Here is a 19,777-nt window from a genome sequence, read left to right as displayed (position 1 = left end):
GGCGCCGGGCGCCTAGAGCCCGCTACTGTCGAGATACTCCAGCGCCAGGCTGACCGCGCGCCGAGCCTTGAGTGCATAGATCACCTGCCGGTCCCGGATGATGAGCGTCAGCAAGCCGGCCTGCATCATTTCCCGGAAGTGATGGGTGGCGCGCGGCAGGTTCAGCCCCGCAACGACGGCCAGATCGGCAGCCGGCATGCCAGGCTCGCCGGCATCAAGCAAGGCGCGGCAAATGGCGGCGCGCGCCGGAACGGCCAGCAGCGCGTAGGTCAGTGTGCTTTCTTGATCGGTCTCCATGGCCACGTCTTCCCGCTCGTCGTCCAGATATCGCTATTGTGCGTCGCCCGTCGTTGGGATTGCCACGGCGCACTCCCGACGCAGCCGCCCGACACCTACTTTCTACGCGGCAGGCGCGGTAAAAGCAACCTGCCGGGGCGCGCTTGCGCACAATTGCACAGGATTACAACGGGCCGCGGCGGGCCGCCGGCAGCAACACGCGCGGCAGGCGGATCCCCACGGTGCGGGTTGCTGCGCCGCACAAAGCGAATGCGTGTGGTGAGGCGGTGATCTTGCAAGATGACGTAACCTGCGGGCAACCCTGGCGCGCACCGGGGGCAGGCAAGTATTTCGCGCGCCACTCGCGGGCGGCCGGCCACGCAAGATCCGGCCTGGCTGGCGTAAGCGAATGAAATATTCGGTAATGCGCCCCGCGTTTCACACATGCCCGGGCGGCACTATGCTTGCGGTAAGACAGGCCAGCGTGGGAGACCCGCCCCGCCACCGCCGCCACCGTGCACCCGGCATCGTCCACGAAAGCCCCATGCGTATCGCTCGCCCTTTCCATCCATGAACGCCGTGCGCTTGCCTGCGCCACGCCTGCTGTGCGCCGCCCTTGCCGGCGCCTGGCTGGGCGGCTGCGCCGTCGGGCCGGACTACCAGCGTCCGGTGGCCGACACGCCGGCCGCTTATCGCGAAGCGGTGCCGGACGATCACCAATGGAAGGTCGCCGAGCCCCGGCCGGTGGACCTGAGCCAGCCCTGGTGGTCGGGCTTCGATGACGCCCTACTGAATGATCTGGTGGCACAGGCCAATGCCGCCAACCAGACCCTGCGCCAGGCCGAAGCGCAGTACCGGCAGTCGCGCGCGCTGGCGCAGGCGGCGCGGGCCGGCCTGTTTCCCACGCTGGGCGCCGGGGTTTCCGTGGGCCGCGCGCGCACCAATCCGCAGGGCATCATCTCCGTGTCCAACACGCATGCGGCCAGCCTCGATGCGAGCTGGGAGGTCGACCTGTGGGGCCAGGTGCGGCGCACCATCGAAGCCGCGCGCGACAACGCGCAGGCCAGCGCCGCCGACCTCGCCGCCGCGCGCCTGACCATCCAGGGCGAACTGGTGCAGGATTACATCCAGCTGCGCGTCACCGACGTGCTCAAGGCGCTCTATGCCCGCACCCTGGCCGCGTATGAGGAATCGCTCAAGCTGACGCAGAGCCAGTTCCGCGCGGGCGTGGCGACCTCGGGCGACGTCGCGCTGGCCCAGGTCACGCTAAGCGCCGCGCAGGCGCAGGCGATCGATCTCGATGTACAGCGCAACCAGCTTGAGCACGCCATCGCCGTGCTGCTCGGCCGCGCCCCGGCCGAGTTCACGCTGGCGCCGGAGGCATTCACGATGCGCCCGCTGGCGGTGCCGCCGGGGCTGCCATCGGCGCTGCTGGAACGCCGCCCCGACATCTCGGCCGCCGAGCGCCGCATGGCGGCCGCCAATGCGAATATCGGCGTGGCGCGCGCCGCCTACTTTCCTTCGCTGGTGCTGTCGGCGGTAGGCGGCGCCAGCAGCGGCAGCCTGGCCAACTGGTTCGGCCCGCCCGGGCGCGTGTGGTCGCTGGGCGCGGCGCTGGCCGGCACCATCTTCGACGGCGGCCTGCGCAATGCCCAGAACGACCAGGCAGTAGCGGCCTACGATGGCGCCGTGGCTGCCTATCGGGAGACCGTGCTGAACGGTCTGCAGGAGGTGGAAGACAACCTCTCGGCACTGCGCGTGCTCGATCAGGAAGTGGCGGTGCAGGACCGCGCGGTGGAAGCCGCGCGCGTGGCCGAGCGCGTTAGCCTGGCGCAATTCCGCGCCGGCACGGCTTCCTACCTCGGGGTGGTAACTGCGCAGGCCCTTGCCTTGTCTAACGAGCGGACGGCGATCCAGTTGCGCGGCCGGGAACTTGCCGCGAGCGTGGCGTTGATCAAGGCGATCGGCGGCGGCTGGCAAAGCGATGCGCTCGCTTGCGCCGAGGTCGCTGCCGGCGTACACCCGGCGGCATCGCCCGCCGCACCGTTCGCCACCCCATCCAGCCCGCCCGCCCCTGCCGGATCCGGCAGCGCGGGCGCCCCGGTACAACTCTGATCCGCATTGGCAGGCCACTTCCAAGGTATTCCATGGCGACCCAGCCCTCCCGCCGCAACGCCGTCCTGATCGGCCTCGCCTTGCTTGTGCTGGCCGCGCTGGCCTGGTTTGCCACTGGCCCGCTCAAGCGCATGCTGGCGCCTCGCGCGGCGGCGGCGCCCATGCCGGCGGTGTTGGTGACCAGCGCACAGGTCCGGCGCGAAAACGTGCCGATCGGACTCAGCGGGGTCGGCACCGTGCAGGCCATGGCCACGGTGACGGTCAAGCCGCGCGTGGATGGCCAGCTCGACCGGGTCGGATTTGTCGAAGGCCAGGACGTCAAGGCCGGCCAGTTGCTGGCGCAGATCGACCCGCGCACCTTCCAGGCGCAGTTGCAGCAGGCCATGGCGCAAAAGGCGCGCGACGAGGCGCAGCTCGCCAACGCCAGGCTGGATCTCCAGCGCTACGAGGGGCTCATCAAGGAAAACGCCACCACCCAGCAAACCCTGGACACCCAGCGCGCGCAGGTGGCGCAGCTCGCCGCCGCCGTAAAGACCGACGAAGCGCTGGTCAACGTGGCGCGCGTGCAGCTCGACTACACCACCATCACCGCGCCGCTGGCGGGGCGTGTGGGCGCGCGCCTGGTGGATCCCGGCAATATCGTCCACGCCGCCGATGCCAACGGCCTGGTGGTGATCCGCCAGATCGATCCGATCGATGTCGTGTTCACGCTGCCCGACGGGGAATTCCAGCACATCAACAGGGCCATGCAGGCCAGCAAGGCGCCCCTTGCGGTGGACGCCAGCGAGCGCGGCAGCGGGCAATTGCTGGGCCGCGGCAGCCTGATCCTGCTCAACAACACCATCGACACCGCGTCGGGCACCATCCAGCTCAAGGGGCGCTTCCCCAACCCTTCGCATACGCTGTGGCCTGGCCAGTACGTCAATGCGCGGCTGATACTGGGCGAGCGCGACCAGGCGCTGACCATTCCGGCCGCCGCGGTGCAGCGCGGCCAGAGCGGCACCTATGTCTATGTCGTGCAGGCGGACCACACGGTGGTCTCCCGCCCGATCGACGTGGCGGAAACCCAGGACGCCAAGGCCGTGGTGACCAAGGGGCTCGCCGTTGACGAACGGGTGGTGGTGGACGGGCAGTACAAGCTCAAGCCCGGCGCGCGCGTGGCCGAAAAGACGGCAGCCGCCACCGTGGCCGGTTCGGGGGCGGTACAGGCCTCCACGCCGGCTGTCGGCGGTGCCGGGAATGCCCGGCCATGAGCATCTCCGCGACCTTCATCAAGCGCCCGATCGGGACCTCGCTGCTGGCGCTGGCGCTGCTACTGGTGGGCGTGGCGGCGTGGCCGCTGCTGCCCATCGCGCCGCTGCCGCAGGTGGACTTTCCCACCATCCAGGTGTCGGCGACGCTGCCCGGGGCCAGTCCGGAGACCATGGCGTCGAACGTGGCACAGCCGCTGGAGCGTCAGTTCTCGCTGATCGCCGGGCTGACGCAGATGACGTCGACCAGCGCGCAAGGCAACGCCCAGATCACGCTGCAGTTCGACCTCAACCGCAGCATCGATGCCGCCGCCGTGGACGTGCAGGCCGCCATCAATGCCGCCAGCGGCCAGTTGCCCAACAACCTGCCGACGCCGCCGACATTCCGCAAGATCAATCCCGCCGATTCGCCGATCCTGGTGCTGGCGGTGCAGTCCGACACGCTGCCGCTGACCGAGATCAACGACTACGCCGACAACATCCTGGCGCAGCAGATCTCGCAGATCTCGGGCGTGGGGCTGGTGTTTATCGGCGGGCAGCAGAAGCCTTCGGTGCGCATCCAGGTGGATCCCGAGAAGCTCTCGGCCATGGGCATGAGCCTGGAAGACCTGCGCGGCGTGATTGCCGCCACCACGGTCAACCAGCCCACCGGCAGCACCGACGGACGCACCAAGGCCTTCAACGTCTACACCAACGACCAGATCACCAAGGCCGCCGCCTGGAACGACATGGTGCTGGCCTACCGCAACGGCGCGCCGGTGCGCGTGCGCGACGTCGGCGTGGCCGTCGACGGGCCAGAGAACGCCAAGCTGGCGGGCTGGGGCTTTGCGGGCGCGGCAGCACCCGCGGGCAACACCTTCCACAATGGCCGCGCCATCATTCTCGCCATCACCAAGCAGCCGGGCGCAAACGTGATCGACACCGTGGACCGCATCCGCGCCGCACTGCCGCGCCTGCAGGCCGCGATCCCGCCAACCGTCAACGTCAATACGCTGGCCGACCGCACCCAGACCATCCGCGCCTCGGTGGCGGACGTGGAATTCACGCTGGTGCTGACCATCGCGCTGGTGGTGATGATCATCTTCGTCTTCCTGCGCAACGTCGCGGCCACGGTGATTCCCAGCGTCACCGTGCCGCTTGCCCTAATGGGCACCGCCGGCGGCATGTACCTGCTGGGCTACAGCCGCGACAACCTGTCGCTGATGGCACTCACCATCGCGGTGGGCTTCGTGGTGGACGACGCCATCGTGATGCTGGAAAACATCTATCGCCACGTGGAAGACGGCCTGGAGCCGATGGAGGCCGCGCTCAAAGGGGCCAGCGAAATCAGCTTCACCATCGTGTCGATCTCGGTCTCGCTGGTGGCGGTGTTCATCCCGCTGCTGCTGATGGGCGGCATCGTCGGGCGGCTCTTCCGCGAATTCGCCGTCACCGTCACGCTCACCATCGTGGTGTCGGTGGTGGTCTCGCTGACGCTGACGCCGATGCTGTGCTCGCGCTACCTCACCCCGCCGCGCGGGCACCATCACGGGCGCATCTACCAGTGGTTCGAGCACGGCTTCGATTACATGCTGTCCGGCTACAAGCGCTGGCTGGACGTGGTGATGCGCCACCAGTTCTTCACGCTGTGCGTGTTCATCGCCACCGTCGCCACCACCGTGGTGCTGTTCATCTACATCCCCAAGGGCTTCTTCCCGCAGCAGGACACCGGCTTCATGTTCGGCTTTGCCGAATCCGCGCAGGATGCCTCGTTCAAATCCATGAACGCGCGCATGGTGCAACTGGCGGATATCGTGCGCGCCGATCCCGACGTGGCGGCGGTGGGCATGAGCGGCGGCCAGAACACCATCAACACCGGCAACTTCTTTATCAGCCTGCGTCCCAAGGACCAAGGCCGCACCGCCAGTGCCGACGAGGTGATCGCGCGGCTGCGGCCCAGGCTGGCGCAGGTGCAAGGCGCCAACCTGTTCCTGCAGGCCGGGCAGGACATCAACGTGGGCGGGCGCCTGTCGCGCACGCAGTACCAGTACACGCTGATGGACGCCAACCTGGACGAACTCAACCAGTGGGCGCCGCGCATCCTGGAGCGCCTGCGCTCGCTGCCTCAACTGGCCGATGTGGCGTCGGACCAGCAGAACGCCGCCGCCGCCGCGCGCCTGACCATCGACCGCGCGCGCGCCTCCAGCTTCGGCATCACGCCCGCGCTGATCGACTCCACGCTGTACGACGCGATCGGGCAGCGCCAGGTGGCGCAGTACTTCACACAAACCAACAGCTACCACGTGATCCTGGAAGCCACGCCGGCGCTGCAGGAAGACCCGCGCCTGTTCAGCAAGCTCTACATCACCTCGCCGCTGACCGGCGCGCAGGTACCGCTATCCAGCTTCGTCAAGATCGATACCGACAGCACCGCCTACCTGTCGATCAGCCACCAGGGGCAGTTCCCCGCCGTCACCATGTCCTTCAACCTGGCCAATGGCGTGGCGCTGGGCGATGCCGTCAAGGCCATCAACGGCGCGCTGGCCGGCATGGGACGCCCGCAAACGCTCAGCGGCGCCTTCCAGGGCACGGCCCAGGCCTTCGGCGCCTCGCTGGCCTCGCAACCCTACCTGATCGCCGCCGCGCTGATCGCCGTGTATATCGTGCTGGGGCTGCTGTACGAAAGCTATATCCACCCGCTCACCATCCTCTCCACCCTGCCCTCCGCCGGCGTAGGGGCGCTGCTGATCCTGCTGGCGGGCGGCTACGACCTCAGCGTGATTGCGCTGATCGGCATCATCCTGCTGATCGGCATCGTCAAGAAGAACGGCATCATGATGGTCGACTTCGCGCTCACCGCCGAGCGCGAACACGGCATGAAGCCCGAAGAAGCGATCTACCAGGCCTGCCTGCTGCGCTTCCGGCCGATCATGATGACTACCATGTGCGCGCTGTTGTCAGGGCTGCCGCTGATGCTTGGGCACGGCGCCGGGTCCGAACTGCGCAGGCCGCTCGGGTACGCGATGGTGGGCGGGTTGGTGCTGTCGCAGATGCTGACATTGTTCAGCACCCCGGTGGTCTATCTCTACCTGGACCGTGCGCACTACTGGTATATGCAGCGCAAGGCGAGACGGCAGGCAAGGCGAGAGGGGCACAGTCCTGACAGTGGCGTTGACGCGAAACGGGACAGGCAGCGGGCAACAGTGGCTGGCGAAGGAGATTGAAGCAAGGTTGCGAGCGCCCGCCCGCCCCCGCCCCCTACGTCACCTCGATCACTCCGTTCATCGTCTCATGCCCCGACCCGCAGAAAATATCGCATAGGAACCCAAACGTCCCAGCCGTCTTCGGCAGGGCCGAAACCCGCACCACCTGCCCCGGCGGCAAGTCCGCACGCACCCCGAGGTCCGGCACGCTAAACCCCATGATCACATCCTGCGCGGTCAGTTCGAACACCACCGGCTCGCCAGCGCGCAGCGCAATGCGATCTGGCGTGAACACAAACTTGCGCGCATGCACCTTGATCACACGCGGCGCGGCAGCCGCGCCATGCAGCAGCGGCGCGCCGCCCGCCAGCGCAAGCAGGCAACACAGCGCCCGCCTGCGGCTGACCCCTTCCCGTAGTGATGCTGTCATGATCAACTCCCAAGTGTTTGCATGGCTCAGCCCGTGACAGGCTTCTCCTCGATGCCGAAATCGCCCGCCGCGCGGCTGGCCTCCACCTCACGCCAGCCCAACCCGCGATAAGGCTGCGCCGGATCCCACGGCAGCGGCAAACGCTGCGCCTGCGACCCCGCCACCGGCAGCGGGAACATCAGCGAACGCGCCGCATGGTGCGCGATATGCCCGGTCATATGGTGATGCTCCTGGTGGATATGGCCGTAGAACACGGTCACATTGGGATGCGGCATCAGGCGTTCGATCACCTGCGCGCCATCGCGCGTGGCCCAGTCCCACTGCGGGTAGAGATCGAACAGCGGACGGTGGGTGAACACCACGATGCGCGCCGACCGCGGCTGTTTGGCGAGGTCCGCCGCAAGCCAGTCGAGCTGCGCCGCGCCGACGCGCCCGGCAGGATCCGACACGTTGTCCAGCACGATGAAATGCACACCCTTGTGGTCGAACACATAGTGCGTGGGCCCGAACAGTTCCTGGTAAGCGGCACCCTCGTCGAGGCTGGCATCGTGCTCGCCCGGCATCAGGTGCACCACCGGCACCTTGAGCGCGGCGATGATGGACTGGAACTCACGCATGCGCCGGCGGCGCTCGACTGGATCGTCGGTGGTATGCGTGAGGTCACCGGTGAACATCAGGAAATCCGGCGGCTCCGCCAGTGCGTTGACCGCCGCCACCGCCTTGGGCAAGGTGCCGCGCGCATCCGGGTTGGGTGGACCCTGGAAGCCCCAGTGCGCGTCCGACAACTGGACAAAATAGAAGGCTTCGTCGCGCCCGGCGGCCCAACCGGGCAAGGCCGACGCAAATACCGCGCCGCCGGCGCAGGCGGCAAGTCCGAGGAAATCGCGCCGCTTCCATGTGTGTTTCATGCTGGCTCCATCCGTGGCTGGGGGGATGTCTGTCATACCGAAGCAGCGCCCCCTTTATTCCCGCCGCCGGCGCTTTTTTTTTGCGCGGCGGGCGCGGAAATCGGGAATAAACTCAGGACATCCGCGGTATACGCGGGATGAGTGGCCTCGATGTACGCCAGCCCGGCCGCAGAGCCGAAGGAGTGACGTGAACGCTGCCGACCGGCGCCGCCGTTTCGACGATCTGGTGCTTCCGCATCTCGACGCCGCCTACAACCTGGCGCGCTGGCTGTCGGGCAATCCCGCCGAGGCGGATGACGTGGTGCAGGAAGCCTGCCTGCGGGCCTTCTGTTTTTTTGACAGCTTCCGGGGCGACCAGCCGCGCGCATGGTTGCTGGCGATCGTGCGCAACACGTGGTTTACCGCTTCGCGCAAGCGGCATCAGCCGGGCCAGGGCGACAGCGCGGGCTACGACGACGCGCATTCCGACGGCGCGCCGCTGCCCGGCTGGCAGGACGGCCACGGCGACAGCCCGGAGCAGTGGCTGTTGCGCGCCGAGGACGTCCGCCTGCTGCATCTCGCGCTGGAGCGCCTGCCGCTGGCGTTGCGCGAAGTGCTGGTGCTGCGCGAACTGGAGGACCTGTCCTACCGCGACATCGCCGCCATCGCCGATATCCCGCTGGGCACCGTGATGTCGCGGCTGGCCCGCGCGCGCAAGCTGCTGGCGACGGCGGTGCTCGCCATGCGCGCGGAGGGAGCGGGAACCAGCGGCAAGACCAGTGGCAAGACCAGCGCGGCAAACACCCTATCCGCCACGCCGGCAACGGGCAGGACGGGCACGGCAACGGGCATCCACGGAACGCCACCGCAACCTGCCGGGGAGACAGGCCATGAACTGCAATGACGCGCGCCTGCTGCTGCACGCCTGTGCCGACGGCGAACTCGGCGCGGGCGACGCCCTGCGTCTTGAACGGCACCTGGCGCAATGCCCTGGCTGTACCGCCGAGCTTGCCCAACTGGGCGAACTGCGCGCCGCACTGCGCACGCATGGACCCTACCATCGTGCCGGCCCGGCGCTGCGGGCGCGCCTGGGCGCCGCGCTGGACGAAGCGCAGGCGACGAGCCAGGCAGGGCCCCAGACGCGCTCGGCCGGCATTGGCGGCCGTGGCGGCATGGGCGACAGCGCGGCCGGCCATGGCAATGCCTGGTGGCAACGGATGCGGCGCTACTTCGAATGGGGCCCGGCCGCCAATGCCGCCATGGCCGCGCTCACGGTGGCGACACTGGGCGTCGGCATGGTCCAGTATGCGCAGAGCGATGGCACGGCGTCATCGGTGGAAGGCGAGATGGTCAGCAGCCACGTGCGCGCGCTGATCTCGGGACACGCCATCGACGTCGCCTCGTCGGACCGCCACACCGTCAAGCCCTGGTTCAATGGCAGGATCGACTACGCACCGTTGGTGCCGGAACTGGCCCCGCAGGGCTTCCCGCTGACCGGGGGACGGCTCGACTATGTGCACGGGCGGCCGGTGGCGGTGTTGGTCTACCGTCGCAACCAGCACCCCATCGATGTTTTCGTGCTGCCACTGCGGACTGACGGGCCTGACAGCAAGGCGATCGCAGGCGGCAACCGCGCGCCGCCGGAGCGCGAGGCGCGCCAGGGCTATCAGCTTGCCATCTGGGAAGCGGACGGCATGCGTTACGCGGCCATCACCGATGCCTCCGCGGACGACCTGCTGCATTTCACGCAGGCCTGGCGCGCGGCCACCGACAACCGCGCGCGCTGAGCCTCGTCCCGTGCCTCGTCCCGCGTTCTCCGGCCAGCCCCTTCAGGTCAGCACGAACGGCAGCCGCCGCTGGCGCTTGCCGGTCAACCTGAACAGCGCGTTGGCCACGGCCGGCGCAATCGGCGGCACGCCCGGCTCGCCCAGCCCGGTGGGCGGATCCTCGGAAGGCACGAAGAACACATCCACCACCGGCGCATCGGTAATGCGCGGCGGCGGATAGTCGGGGAAATTGCTGTTCTTCACCGCGCCGTTCTCGATCTCGATGGCAAAGCCCGGCCGCATCATCGCCAGCCCGAACACGCACCCGCCCTGCACCTGCGCCTCGGCGGACAGGGGATTGACCACGCGGTTGGCATGCACGCCGGCGGTCACGCGATGCACGCGCGGCTCGTTCTTCACCAGCGACACTTCCACCACATAAGCCACCACGGTGTTGAACGACTCATGCACTGCCACGCCCCAGGCCTGGCCCTTGGGCAGCTTGCGCTTGCCATAGCCGGATTTTTCCACCGCAAGCTGCAGCGCCGCGCGATGGCGCGCGTGCTTGTCCGGGTCCAGCCGGGCCAGGCGATACGCCACCGGATCCTGCCTGGCGCCGGCGGCCACTTCATCCACCAGCGTCTCCTTGACGAAGGCAGTATGCGTGTTGCCGACCGAGCGCCACCACAGCACCGGTACGTCCACCTGCGGGTGGTGCACCGACAACTGCATCGGGAAGCCGTAGTCGTTCTCCACGATGCCCTCGACCATGGTCGAGTCAACCCCACCCTTGACCAGGAAGGATTCGAACGGCGTGCCCTTGAGGATGGACTGGCCGACCACGGTGTGCTGCCAGCCAAGCACCTGCCCCTTGGCATCCACGCCGATGCGCGCGCGATGCACGTGCAGCGGCCGGTAATAGCCGCCGCGGATATCGTCCTCGCGGCTCCACATGACCTTGAGCGGCTCGTCATGGTCGTTCTTGACCCAGGCCAGCAGCACATTGGCGGCTTCGACCAGGTAGTCGGAAGTGGGCACTGCGCGCCGGCCGAAGCCGCCGCCCGCCATCATGGTATTGAGCGTGACCTTGGCCGGCGGCAGTCCTAGCACGTGTCCGATGGCGGCCTGGTCGACCGTCTGGAACTGCGACCCCACCCATACCTTGACCGACTGCACCGTCTTGCCGGACAGCTCGGCCTGCATGGTGCAGTTCAGCGGCTCCATCGGGGCATGCGCGAGGTATGGGAACTGGTAGTCGGCCTCGATGGTGCGCGCGGCGCCGGACATGGCGCCGAGGTCGCCCTTTAGCGCCACCGTGCCGGGCTGCGCGGCCAGCGCCGCGTATTGCTCGAAGAGCGCCTTGGTCGAGGCCGTGGAGCCAGCGTCCTCCCACACGATCTCCAGCGCGTCGCGCGCCTGCTTGGCCGGCCAGTAGCCGTCCGCCACCACCGCCACGCCGGTACCGCCGCGATCGACCGGCACCAGCATCACATCGGCCACGCCCTTGATGGCGCGTGCCTTGTCGGCATTGAAGGATTTCACCTTGCCGCCAAAGCGCGGCGGACGTGCCACCACGGCCACGACCATGTCCTTCAGGCGCACGTCGATGCCGAAGCCGGTGCTGGCATCCAGCTTGCCGCGCGCATCGAGCCGCCGCGTGGGCTTGCCGATCAGCTTGAACTGCGCCGGGTTCTTGAGCGTCACCTGCTGCGGCACCGGCAGCGCCATGGCTGCCTGCGCCAGTTCGCCGAAGGTGGCATGATGGCTGCCGGAACTGACCACGCCCAGCGCCACCTGGCAGCTCGACGGATCGACCTGCCATTGCTTGGCCGCGGCGGACACCAGCATGGCACGGGCGCGCGCGCCCAGTTCGCGGTACTGCTGGAAGGAGTGATTGAGCGCGCTGGAGCCGCCGGTCATCTGCATGCCGAAGACGGGGTCCTTGTAGGCGTCGCCGGCAGGCGCCAGCGTGGCGCGCACATTGCGCCAGTCGACGTCGAGTTCCTCGGCCAGCGCCATCGGCAGCGCCGTATGCACGCCCTGGCCGAATTCGAGACGGTTGACCGCGACCGTGACCGTATTGTCCGGCGCGATCAGCAGGAACGCCTGCGGCGGCGACGGCGGGGCCTTGGGCGCCGCGCCTTGCTGCGCCAGCGCGCCCGGCACGGGCAGCACGCCCAGCGCCAGCCCGCCGCCGGCAAAGCCGGTCAGCTTGAGAAAGCTGCGGCGGTCCAGCGTAGCGGCGCCACCGGCAGCTGCGGCGCCCCGGCGGTTGCCGCCGGCCAGTGCTTCGAGTTGTCTGATTCGCATGGTGTCGTCCTCCCCCTTAAGCCAGCGCGCGCGCCGCGTCCTTGATGGCCGCGCGGATGCGCTGGTAGGTGCCGCAGCGGCACAGGTTGCCGGCCATTGCCTGGTCGATGTCGGTGTCGCTCGGGTGCTTCTTGGTACGCAGCAGCCCGACCGCGCTCATCACCTGGCCGTTCTGGCAATAGCCGCATTGCGCCACGTCATGCTTGATCCAGGCATCGAGCACCGCACGCCCGACCTTGTCGCCGGCGATGCCTTCGATGGTGGTGATGCGTACGCCCTGCGCCGCCGAGACCGGCGTCACGCAACTGCGGGTGGCCTGGCCGTTCACTTGCACCGTGCACGCGCCGCACGCTGCCACCCCGCAGCCGAACTTGGTGCCGGTCATGCCAAGGTTGTCGCGTAACGCCCACAGCAGGGGTGTGGAAGGATCAACGTCTACCGGCAACGGCTTGCCGTTGATGTCTAGCGTGGTCATGGGGAAAGCTCCTTGGGTCTGTGGGCCCTGGTCCGCCCCGGCATGGTTGGGGGCGGCCGGTGAGCGGCATCCGCCCATGCTGCAGTGCGGGCGCCGTATAACCCCAGAGAATAGTGCAAAAACTACATGGGTGCAGTACCGTGTACCGGGCACGGAGGCAACTGCCGGTGGCCGGCGAACTTCGCCGCACGGCCGGCGGTCTGTTCCTTATCGATAGCCAGCCATTTCGCACCCCGACTCGTGCCCGCCCCATCCGCCGCCACATCCGCCGCCCTGCCGCCGTCCAGTCCCGGCCACCTTCAGCCCCGTCCCGCCGCTGCATGCGCCGCGATGTGTTTCTTCGTCATCAGCGGATTCATCATCGCCTGGGTGGCGGTGCTCGGGCGCGACGAACCCGAACCGGCGCTGGTCTTCTCCATCCGCCGCGTCTTCCGGCTGGCGCCGCCTTACTGGGTCATGTCGGCGCTGCATGCGCTCACGCTCAATCCCGTYAGCCTGGCGGTGTTCGGCAGTTCGCTGGCCTTCCTGCCGATCGCGCGCGGGGACGCACCCTATTTCGGCTATCCGGCGCTGTATGTCGGCTGGTCGCTCAACTATGAGATGGCCTTCTATGCGATCTTCGCGCTCGGCCTGCTGCTGGCACGGCGGCGGGCACTGCTGGTGGTGGCCGCGGTGCTGGGAGGCACTACGCTGCTGCTGCCGTGGTGGCGCTTCGGCGCGGTGGACGCCGACCCGGCGCATCTCTATCCGTTCGCCTCGACATGGGTGGCGATGATCGCCAATCCACTGGTGCTGGAGTTTGCGCTCGGCTGCGCGCTGGCCTGGCTCCATGCGCGCACGCGCCACCGCTTCACGCGCGGCGTGGCCATGGCCTTGCTGGCGATCGGCGTGGTCAGCTTTGCCGTCTCGCTATGGCTGGTGGAGCCGGAGTTCAGCCTGGCCGGACGCGGCTTGCCCGCGGGCGCCCTGCTGTTCGGCGCGGTAGCAGCCGAGCAGGCGGGCCTGCTGCGCGTGCCGCGCTCGCTGGTATGGCTGGGTGAGTTGTCGTACGCGCTCTACCTGACCCATCCCACGGTGATCGAAGCCGTCAAGCGGCTGATGCCGGAACTCGCGCCGGAACAGATGGGGCTGCAGCTCACGCGCTTCGCCATCGACGCGGCGCTGGCGCTCGGCCTTGCCATGCTGCTGCATCGCTGGGTGGAACTGCCGGCCATGGCCGCGGGGCGGCGCCTGTCCGGCCGCTTCGCCACGGCGCGCGCTTGACAGGCCGCGCCTGCCCGCTCAGGCCATGCCTTCGGGTGCGCGATCGATAAAGCCGGTCATGCTCTGCCTACGGCCATCGGGCGCCAGCGTGGCAATGTCCGTGCCGACCACCGCCGCCGGCTCATATACCGCAAAACGGCGGGCCGCGCTAGTGCGAACAGCGGGAACACACCCGGGCTTATCGCCTCGTACTTCTCGTATATCGTCGCTATATTGGTCGATTAGGCTGGGCCGCGCGTGCAACTTGCCGCGGCACCCTGCCATTGATCCCTTTTTCAGAACGCAGCTGCAAGCTGACGCGACATGACGCCAGATTTGGAAGTCCGCCCCTTGCCCATCCAATGCCCACGCTGGCAGCGAGTGTTGCTGGCCGCCCTCGGCTTCTTCCTGATTGCCCTGGCCGGCCTTGCCGTGTCCCGCCTGCCGGGCAACGTGGCCATGCTCTGGCTGGCCAATGCGTTCGGCCTCGGGATCCTGCTGCACCAGCGGCGCGGCGATGCACCCTGGCTGCTGGCCGGCATGCTGGTGGCCGGCGTGGCGGCCAATGCGGCCTTCGGCGACCCACCCGCCATCGCGCTGGCGCTGGGGCTGGGCAACGTTGCCGAGATCGCCTTCTCGGCCTGGCTGGTGCACGCCACGACCAGCGGCGCCACGCTGTCCCAGCCGGGCCCGCTGGCGCGCTTCGGGCTGACCCTGGGCGCCGCCGGCACCCTGGGGTCGGCGGTAGGCGCCACGATTGGCGCCTACGCCATCAGCCCCGCCGACCGCAGCGGCTTTGCATCGGTGTGGTGGACCTGGTGGACAGCGGACGCGATGGGCATCGTGATGTTGTTGCCGCTGATGGTATCGATCACGCGCGAGCGCGTGGCCAACACCTTCCGCCGCGCGCGTCTGCCCCGCCTCGCCGCGCTGCTGGCGCTGAGCCTGGCGATCGGCGCCGTCGCGCTGTTCAAGAGCAAAGAGCCCTTCGTGGTGATGGCGCTGCCGCTGGTGCTGGCGGCGCTGCTGACCAACCCCTTCGCCACTGCCCTGCTCACGCTGCTGGCGATCTGCGCCGCGGTGTCGCTGGGGCTGGTGACGGCCTCGCTGGGACTGGGTTCCCACGAGCCTGTCCTGCAGCAGTCGGTGCAACTGTCGACCGCGCTGATCATGGTGCTCCCGGTCTGCATCTCCTTCTTGCTGGAGCAGAACCGGCGCGACCGCAGCGAGCTGCGCGGCAGCGAGCGGCGCTTTCGCCAGGCCATGGAACACTCGGCCATCGGCATGGCGCTGGTGGGGCTGGACGGGCGCTGGCTGCAGGTCAACCGCGCCATCTGCGACCTGTTCGGCTACGAGGCCGGCGAACTGGCCGACCTGCCCTTCCCGCTGATGACCCACCCGGACGATCTCGCCCCCGACCTGCACCAGGTCGAGCGCCTGCTGGCCGGCGAGATCGAGTCCTACCGCATCGAAAAGCGCTTCCGCCACAAGGACGGCAGCTACCGCTGGACCTTGCTGGCGGTGTCCCTGGTGCGTGACGAAGTCAGCGGCAAGCCGCTGCATTTCATTTCGCAGGTGGAGGACATCGAAGAGCGCAAGACCGCGCAGGAAAAGCTCGGCGCGCTGTCGCGCCGGATCCAGCTGGCAGTGGAAGCGGGCGGCGTGGGGATCTGGGAGTGGGACATCGCCACCGGCGCCATCGAGTGGGATGCGCGCATGCATGCGTTGCACGGCCTGGAACCGGCCCTGGGCGCGCCGGACGTCAAGCGCTGGTTCGCCATGGTGCATCCCGAGGACGTCGGGCCAGCGCGCAGCGAAATGCGCGATGCGGTGCGCGGCAAGCRATCCTTCGATACCGAATACCGCATCCAGCTGCCCGATGGCGAGGTGCGGCATATCCGCGCCATGGCGATGGTATTGCGCCAGGACGACGGCACCGCGCTGGCCATGATCGGCACCAATTGGGATATCACCGAACAGCACCGGCTCACCGACGCGCTCTTCGAGGAGAAGGAGCGCCTGCATATCACGCTGCGCTCGATCGGCGACGCGGTGATCTGCACCGACGCCGCCATGGGCGTGACCTTCATGAACCCGATCGCCGAGCAGCTCACCGGCTGGACCATGCAGTCCGCCGCCGGCCAGCCGCTGGAGGCCATCTTCCGCATCGTCGATGAGCACAGCAACCTGCCGGTCCCCAGCCCGGTGGAGCAGTGCCTGCAGACCTTGCGCCCGGTCTACCTGCGGGACGGCGCGGTGCTGCAAAGCCTGACCGGCGACCGCCACGACGTGCAGGACTCGGCAGCGCCGGTGCGCACCGCGTCCGGCGAGGTCATCGGCGCGGTGCTGGTGTTCCAGGACATCACCAGCGCCCGCGCGCTGCAGCGCGAGCTGGCCCATTCGGCCTCGCACGATGCGCTCACCGGCCTGCCCAACCGCATCTGGTTCGAGAAGCGGCTGCGCGAGGCCTGCGAGGCCGCGCGCATGCAGCAGCACCATCACGCGCTGTGCTTTATCGACCTGGACCGCTTCAAGATCGTCAACGACACCGCCGGGCACGCTGCGGGCGACGTGTTGCTGCGCGAGCTAAGCCATGTGATCCGGAACCATGTGCGGCCCGACGACCTCCTCGCGCGCCTGGGCGGCGACGAATTCGCGCTGCTGCTCAAGGACTGCACCGTGGACCAGGCCGAGCACGTCTGCCAGAAGATCATCGATGCCATCCGTGGCCAGCGCTTCCCCTGGGAGGGGCGCGTCTACGATGTGGGGGCCAGCATCGGCATCACCGCCATCGACCACGAGACACCGCCGATGGGCGAACTGATGAGCCGCGCCGACGTGGCCTGCTACGCCGCCAAGGCGGCAGGGCGCAACCGCGTCTCGGTGTACCGCCGCGACGAAAGCGATGCCCAGCGCCACCACCAGGAACTGCAGGTCGCAGCCGGCATCCACTCGGCGCTGGACGCCAACCGCTTCCGCCTGTTCGCGCAGGAAATCCGCGCGCTGCAGGATGAGAGCGCGCCGGGCAGCCATATCGAGATCCTGGTGCGCATGGTCGACGAGCAGGGCAACCTGGTGATGCCGGGCGCGTTCATTCCCGCCGCCGAGCGCTACGATCTGATGGGCCATGTGGATCGCTGGGTGATCCACCATGTGCTATGCGAATTCGGCGCGCGCCTGGCCGCGGTGCCTTCGCTCACGGTGGCCATCAACCTGTCCGCCAACTCGCTGGGCGAGCCCTTCCTGCTGCCTTTCCTGCATGCGGAACTGCACGAATCGGTGCTGCCGGCCAGCCGGATCCAGCTGGAAATCACCGAGACCGCGCTGATCAACAATATGGCGGCAGCCAACCGCCTGGTGAGCGAAATGCGCAGCGCAGGCTGCACCGTGGCGCTGGACGACTTCGGCGCGGGCCTGTCGTCGTTCTCCTATCTCAAGCAATTCCCGGTCGACTACCTCAAGATCGACGGCAGCTTTATCCGGCATCTCGCCGGCAGCGCGGTGGACCGCGAGATCGTCAGCTCCATCAACGACATCGGCCATCGCCTGGGCATGCTCACCGTTGCCGAATCGGTGGAAGACGATCAGACCCTGCAGACCCTGCGCGCCATCGGCGTGGACTACGCCCAGGGCTATGTGATCGGTCGGCCCATGCCGCTGGAGGTGTTTCTGGAACGCTGCCCGATCCAGCCGGTGGATCCGGTGGATAACGCCTGAGCCCCTTTCCTCGGTGCGGCGCCGGCAGCACACGCGCTGTCGCGTGCATCCTGGCGCACATGCTGTCGCCGGCCGCATTCGGATTCCCGAACGCAATTTGCGCCCACTCGCACGGAAACCCGAACCGTGCGCCGGCATCACTTTAATTTCCCCTTGTTTTTCAGTGGGTTAGCGAGTGCCCGGGGCACCACTGGCCTGGCACGCCTTGTGCGAGATATGCGCACGCCCCAAGCGGCGATACAGGTTGACGGTCGGCTCCCCCCGCCGCCCCGAGCCAAAAACAATGGAGGAAACAATGACGGACCCCACCTTGCCAACCTTGCCAACCTTGCCCGCCTCTGCGGCGGGCACCGGGTACGCACTGCCCCGCTGATCGGCTGGCTCGCGGATGCCAGGCCTGCCTGCGTCCCCGGAAGCCCGATTCGCTGATTTTCCCGGCTGAGGCCGCATGGCGCCGTCCCCCGAAGACCGCGGCGCCATGCCAGATGGCTGCCAGCCAGCCCCCGCAAAATAGCCGTCCGGCCACTGGCCGGGCGCACCGGCCTGACACTGATGAAACTGAACCGACTGCCCACCCTGATTTTCATTGCGATGCTGCTTGGCGTGCTGGCCGGCACGGCGGCCCACCACCTGGCGCCGGACCCTGCCGCCGCCAGGTCCATCGCCGACCACCTGTCCATCCTCACCGACGTGTTCCTGCGCATGATCAAGATGATCATCGGGCCGCTGGTGTTTGCCACGCTGGTCAGCGGCATCGCCGGCATGGGCGACGGCAAGGCCGTCGGCCGCATTGGCATGAAGGCGATGGCATGGTTCATTGCCGCTTCCTTCACTTCGCTGCTGCTGGGCTTGCTGATGGCCAACGTGCTGCGGCCGGGCGACGGGATGAACCTGGCGCTGCCGGCGGCCGATGCCGCTTCCAACCTGAAGACCGGGGCGCTCAACCTGCGCGATTTCATCGCGCATATGTTCCCCAAGAGCTTTGTCGAGGCCATGGCCACCAATGAGATCCTGCAGATCGTGGTGTTCTCGCTGTTTTTCGGCTTTGCGCTCGGTACGCTCAAGGACGGCGTGGGCAAACCCGTGCTGGCCGGCGTCGAGGGCCTGTCGCACGTGATGCTGAAGATCACCAATTACGTGATGGCCTTTGCCCCGGTCGGCGTGTTCGGCGCGGTCGCGGCGGTGATCACCGCCGAAGGCCTGAGCGTGCTGGTCGTGTACGCCAAGCTGCTGGGCGCCGTCTACCTGTCGCTGGCGCTGCTGTGGGTGGCGCTGATCGCCGGGGGCTATTACTTCCTCGGCCGCGATGTGTTCCGCCTGCTCAAGATGGTGCGCGCCCCGCTGATGATCGGTTTCGCCACCGCCAGCAGCGAATCGGCCTATCCCAAGGTGATCGAGCAACTGACCCGCTTCGGCGTCAAGGAACGCATTACCGGCTTCGTGCTGCCGCTGGGCTACTCGTTCAACCTGGACGGCTCGATCATGTACACCTCCTTCGCCGCGCTGTTCGTGGCGCAGGTGTACGGCATCCACCTGTCGCTCTCGCAGCAGATCACCATGCTGCTGGTTCTGCTGGTCACCAGCAAGGGCATCGCCGGCGTGCCGCGCGCCTCGCTGGTGGTAGTGGCCGCGGTGCTGCCGATGTTCGGCCTGCCCGAGGCCGGCATCCTGCTGGTGCTGGGCATCGACCACGTGCTGGACATGGGCCGTACCGTTACCAACGTGCTTGGCAATGCCATCGCCACAACCGTCGTCGCCAAAAGCGAAGGCGCCATCGGCGCGCCGATGCCCGAAGAAGCGGATGACCCCGCTGCCGAGGGCAACCGCGGCCTGACACCCGTTCAGGTCCTGGCCGGCAAGTAACACTGCCAGCGTGCCAAGGCCCGGCCACCAATCAGGTGGCCGGGCCTTTTTCTTTTCCGTGTCCAGGCGGGATTGCGCAGTATGGTAAAAGACGGGGTTGCCGCGGGCCCCGCCACTGCACTTTTTTTGCTTCGACGCGAGTGCAGTGCGCGCACTGACCGCACTTGCTTACCGCACTTACTTACCGCACTCGCTGACCGCACTTTTATCCGCGCCCCAAGTCTTGACCAGTTGGATTCATTGCCCGCCTATCCGAGCCAGACA

General features: G+C 67.9%; 13 protein-coding genes. 8 read left to right on the top strand and 5 right to left on the bottom strand.

The features are described from left to right. Positions 1-12 precede the first annotated feature (12 nt). Complete coding sequence (locus AC1DQ3_RS09385; RefSeq protein ID WP_477120032.1) at positions 13-297, bottom strand: ArsR/SmtB family transcription factor; 285 nt, start codon at positions 295-297, stop codon at positions 13-15. Positions 298-846: 549 nt separating this feature from the next. On the opposite strand from AC1DQ3_RS09385, the gene AC1DQ3_RS09380 reads away from it, so the two are divergent. From AC1DQ3_RS09380 to AC1DQ3_RS09370, 3 genes are read left to right on the top strand one after another with little or no spacing between them, the layout of a single operon-like run. Next, a complete protein-coding gene (locus AC1DQ3_RS09380) occupies positions 847-2,391 on the top strand; it encodes an efflux transporter outer membrane subunit (RefSeq protein WP_477119912.1) in 1,545 nt (514 codons plus the stop codon). Positions 2,392-2,423: 32 nt separating this feature from the next. Then, complete coding sequence (locus AC1DQ3_RS09375; RefSeq protein ID WP_477119911.1) at positions 2,424-3,644, top strand: efflux RND transporter periplasmic adaptor subunit; 1,221 nt, start codon at positions 2,424-2,426, stop codon at positions 3,642-3,644. After that, positions 3,641-6,844 carry an efflux RND transporter permease subunit gene (locus AC1DQ3_RS09370; protein ID WP_477119910.1) on the top strand — a complete coding sequence of 1,068 codons (3,204 nt, stop codon included), beginning with the start codon at positions 3,641-3,643 and terminating at the stop codon, positions 6,842-6,844. Before AC1DQ3_RS09375 ends, AC1DQ3_RS09370 begins: the two co-directional genes overlap by 4 nt. A 34-nt stretch (positions 6,845-6,878) precedes the next feature. On the opposite strand, the gene AC1DQ3_RS09365 is transcribed toward AC1DQ3_RS09370, so the two are convergent. After that, positions 6,879-7,253, bottom strand: a complete 375-nt coding sequence (locus tag AC1DQ3_RS09365; protein WP_477119909.1) for a cupredoxin domain-containing protein — start codon at positions 7,251-7,253, stop codon at positions 6,879-6,881. Positions 7,254-7,279: 26 nt separating this feature from the next. Then, complete coding sequence (locus AC1DQ3_RS09360; RefSeq protein WP_477119908.1) at positions 7,280-8,161, bottom strand: metallophosphoesterase family protein; 882 nt, start codon at positions 8,159-8,161, stop codon at positions 7,280-7,282. A gap of 187 nt (positions 8,162-8,348) precedes the next feature. On the opposite strand from AC1DQ3_RS09360, the gene AC1DQ3_RS09355 reads away from it, so the two are divergent. Next, entirely contained in the window at positions 8,349-9,044 is a 696-nt protein-coding gene (locus AC1DQ3_RS09355) for an RNA polymerase sigma factor (RefSeq protein ID WP_477119907.1), read from the top strand. Continuing rightward, positions 9,031-9,927: an anti-sigma factor family protein gene (locus AC1DQ3_RS09350; RefSeq protein ID WP_477119906.1), complete on the top strand. Its 897-nt coding sequence runs from the start codon at positions 9,031-9,033 to the stop codon at positions 9,925-9,927. The genes AC1DQ3_RS09355 and AC1DQ3_RS09350 overlap by 14 nt, the downstream gene beginning before the upstream one ends. A gap of 42 nt (positions 9,928-9,969) precedes the next feature. Here the strand turns inward: AC1DQ3_RS09350 and AC1DQ3_RS09345 are convergent, their stop codons facing one another. Both AC1DQ3_RS09345 and AC1DQ3_RS09340 read right to left on the bottom strand, forming a co-directional pair. Continuing rightward, on the bottom strand, positions 9,970-12,216 hold the full coding sequence (locus AC1DQ3_RS09345) for a xanthine dehydrogenase family protein molybdopterin-binding subunit (protein ID WP_477119905.1): 2,247 nt from the start codon (positions 12,214-12,216) through the stop codon (positions 9,970-9,972). A 16-nt stretch (positions 12,217-12,232) separates the two neighbouring features. Next, positions 12,233-12,691, bottom strand: a complete 459-nt coding sequence (locus AC1DQ3_RS09340) for a (2Fe-2S)-binding protein (protein ID WP_477119904.1) — start codon at positions 12,689-12,691, stop codon at positions 12,233-12,235. A 126-nt stretch (positions 12,692-12,817) separates the two neighbouring features. On the opposite strand from AC1DQ3_RS09340, the gene AC1DQ3_RS09335 reads away from it, so the two are divergent. From AC1DQ3_RS09335 to AC1DQ3_RS09325, 3 genes are all read left to right on the top strand, one after another. Beyond that, entirely contained in the window at positions 12,818-13,954 is a 1,137-nt protein-coding gene (locus AC1DQ3_RS09335; protein WP_477119903.1) for an acyltransferase family protein, read from the top strand. A gap of 303 nt (positions 13,955-14,257) precedes the next feature. Then, positions 14,258-17,650, top strand: a complete 3,393-nt coding sequence (locus AC1DQ3_RS09330; protein WP_477119902.1) for a diguanylate cyclase — start codon at positions 14,258-14,260, stop codon at positions 17,648-17,650. A gap of 552 nt (positions 17,651-18,202) precedes the next feature. After that, complete coding sequence (locus AC1DQ3_RS09325) at positions 18,203-19,513, top strand: dicarboxylate/amino acid:cation symporter (protein WP_477119901.1); 1,311 nt, start codon at positions 18,203-18,205, stop codon at positions 19,511-19,513. Positions 19,514-19,777 lie beyond the last annotated feature (264 nt).

This window comes from Cupriavidus sp. 01T418, from assembly GCF_056398885.1.
This window is presented reverse-complemented; position numbering and strand designations above follow the sequence as displayed.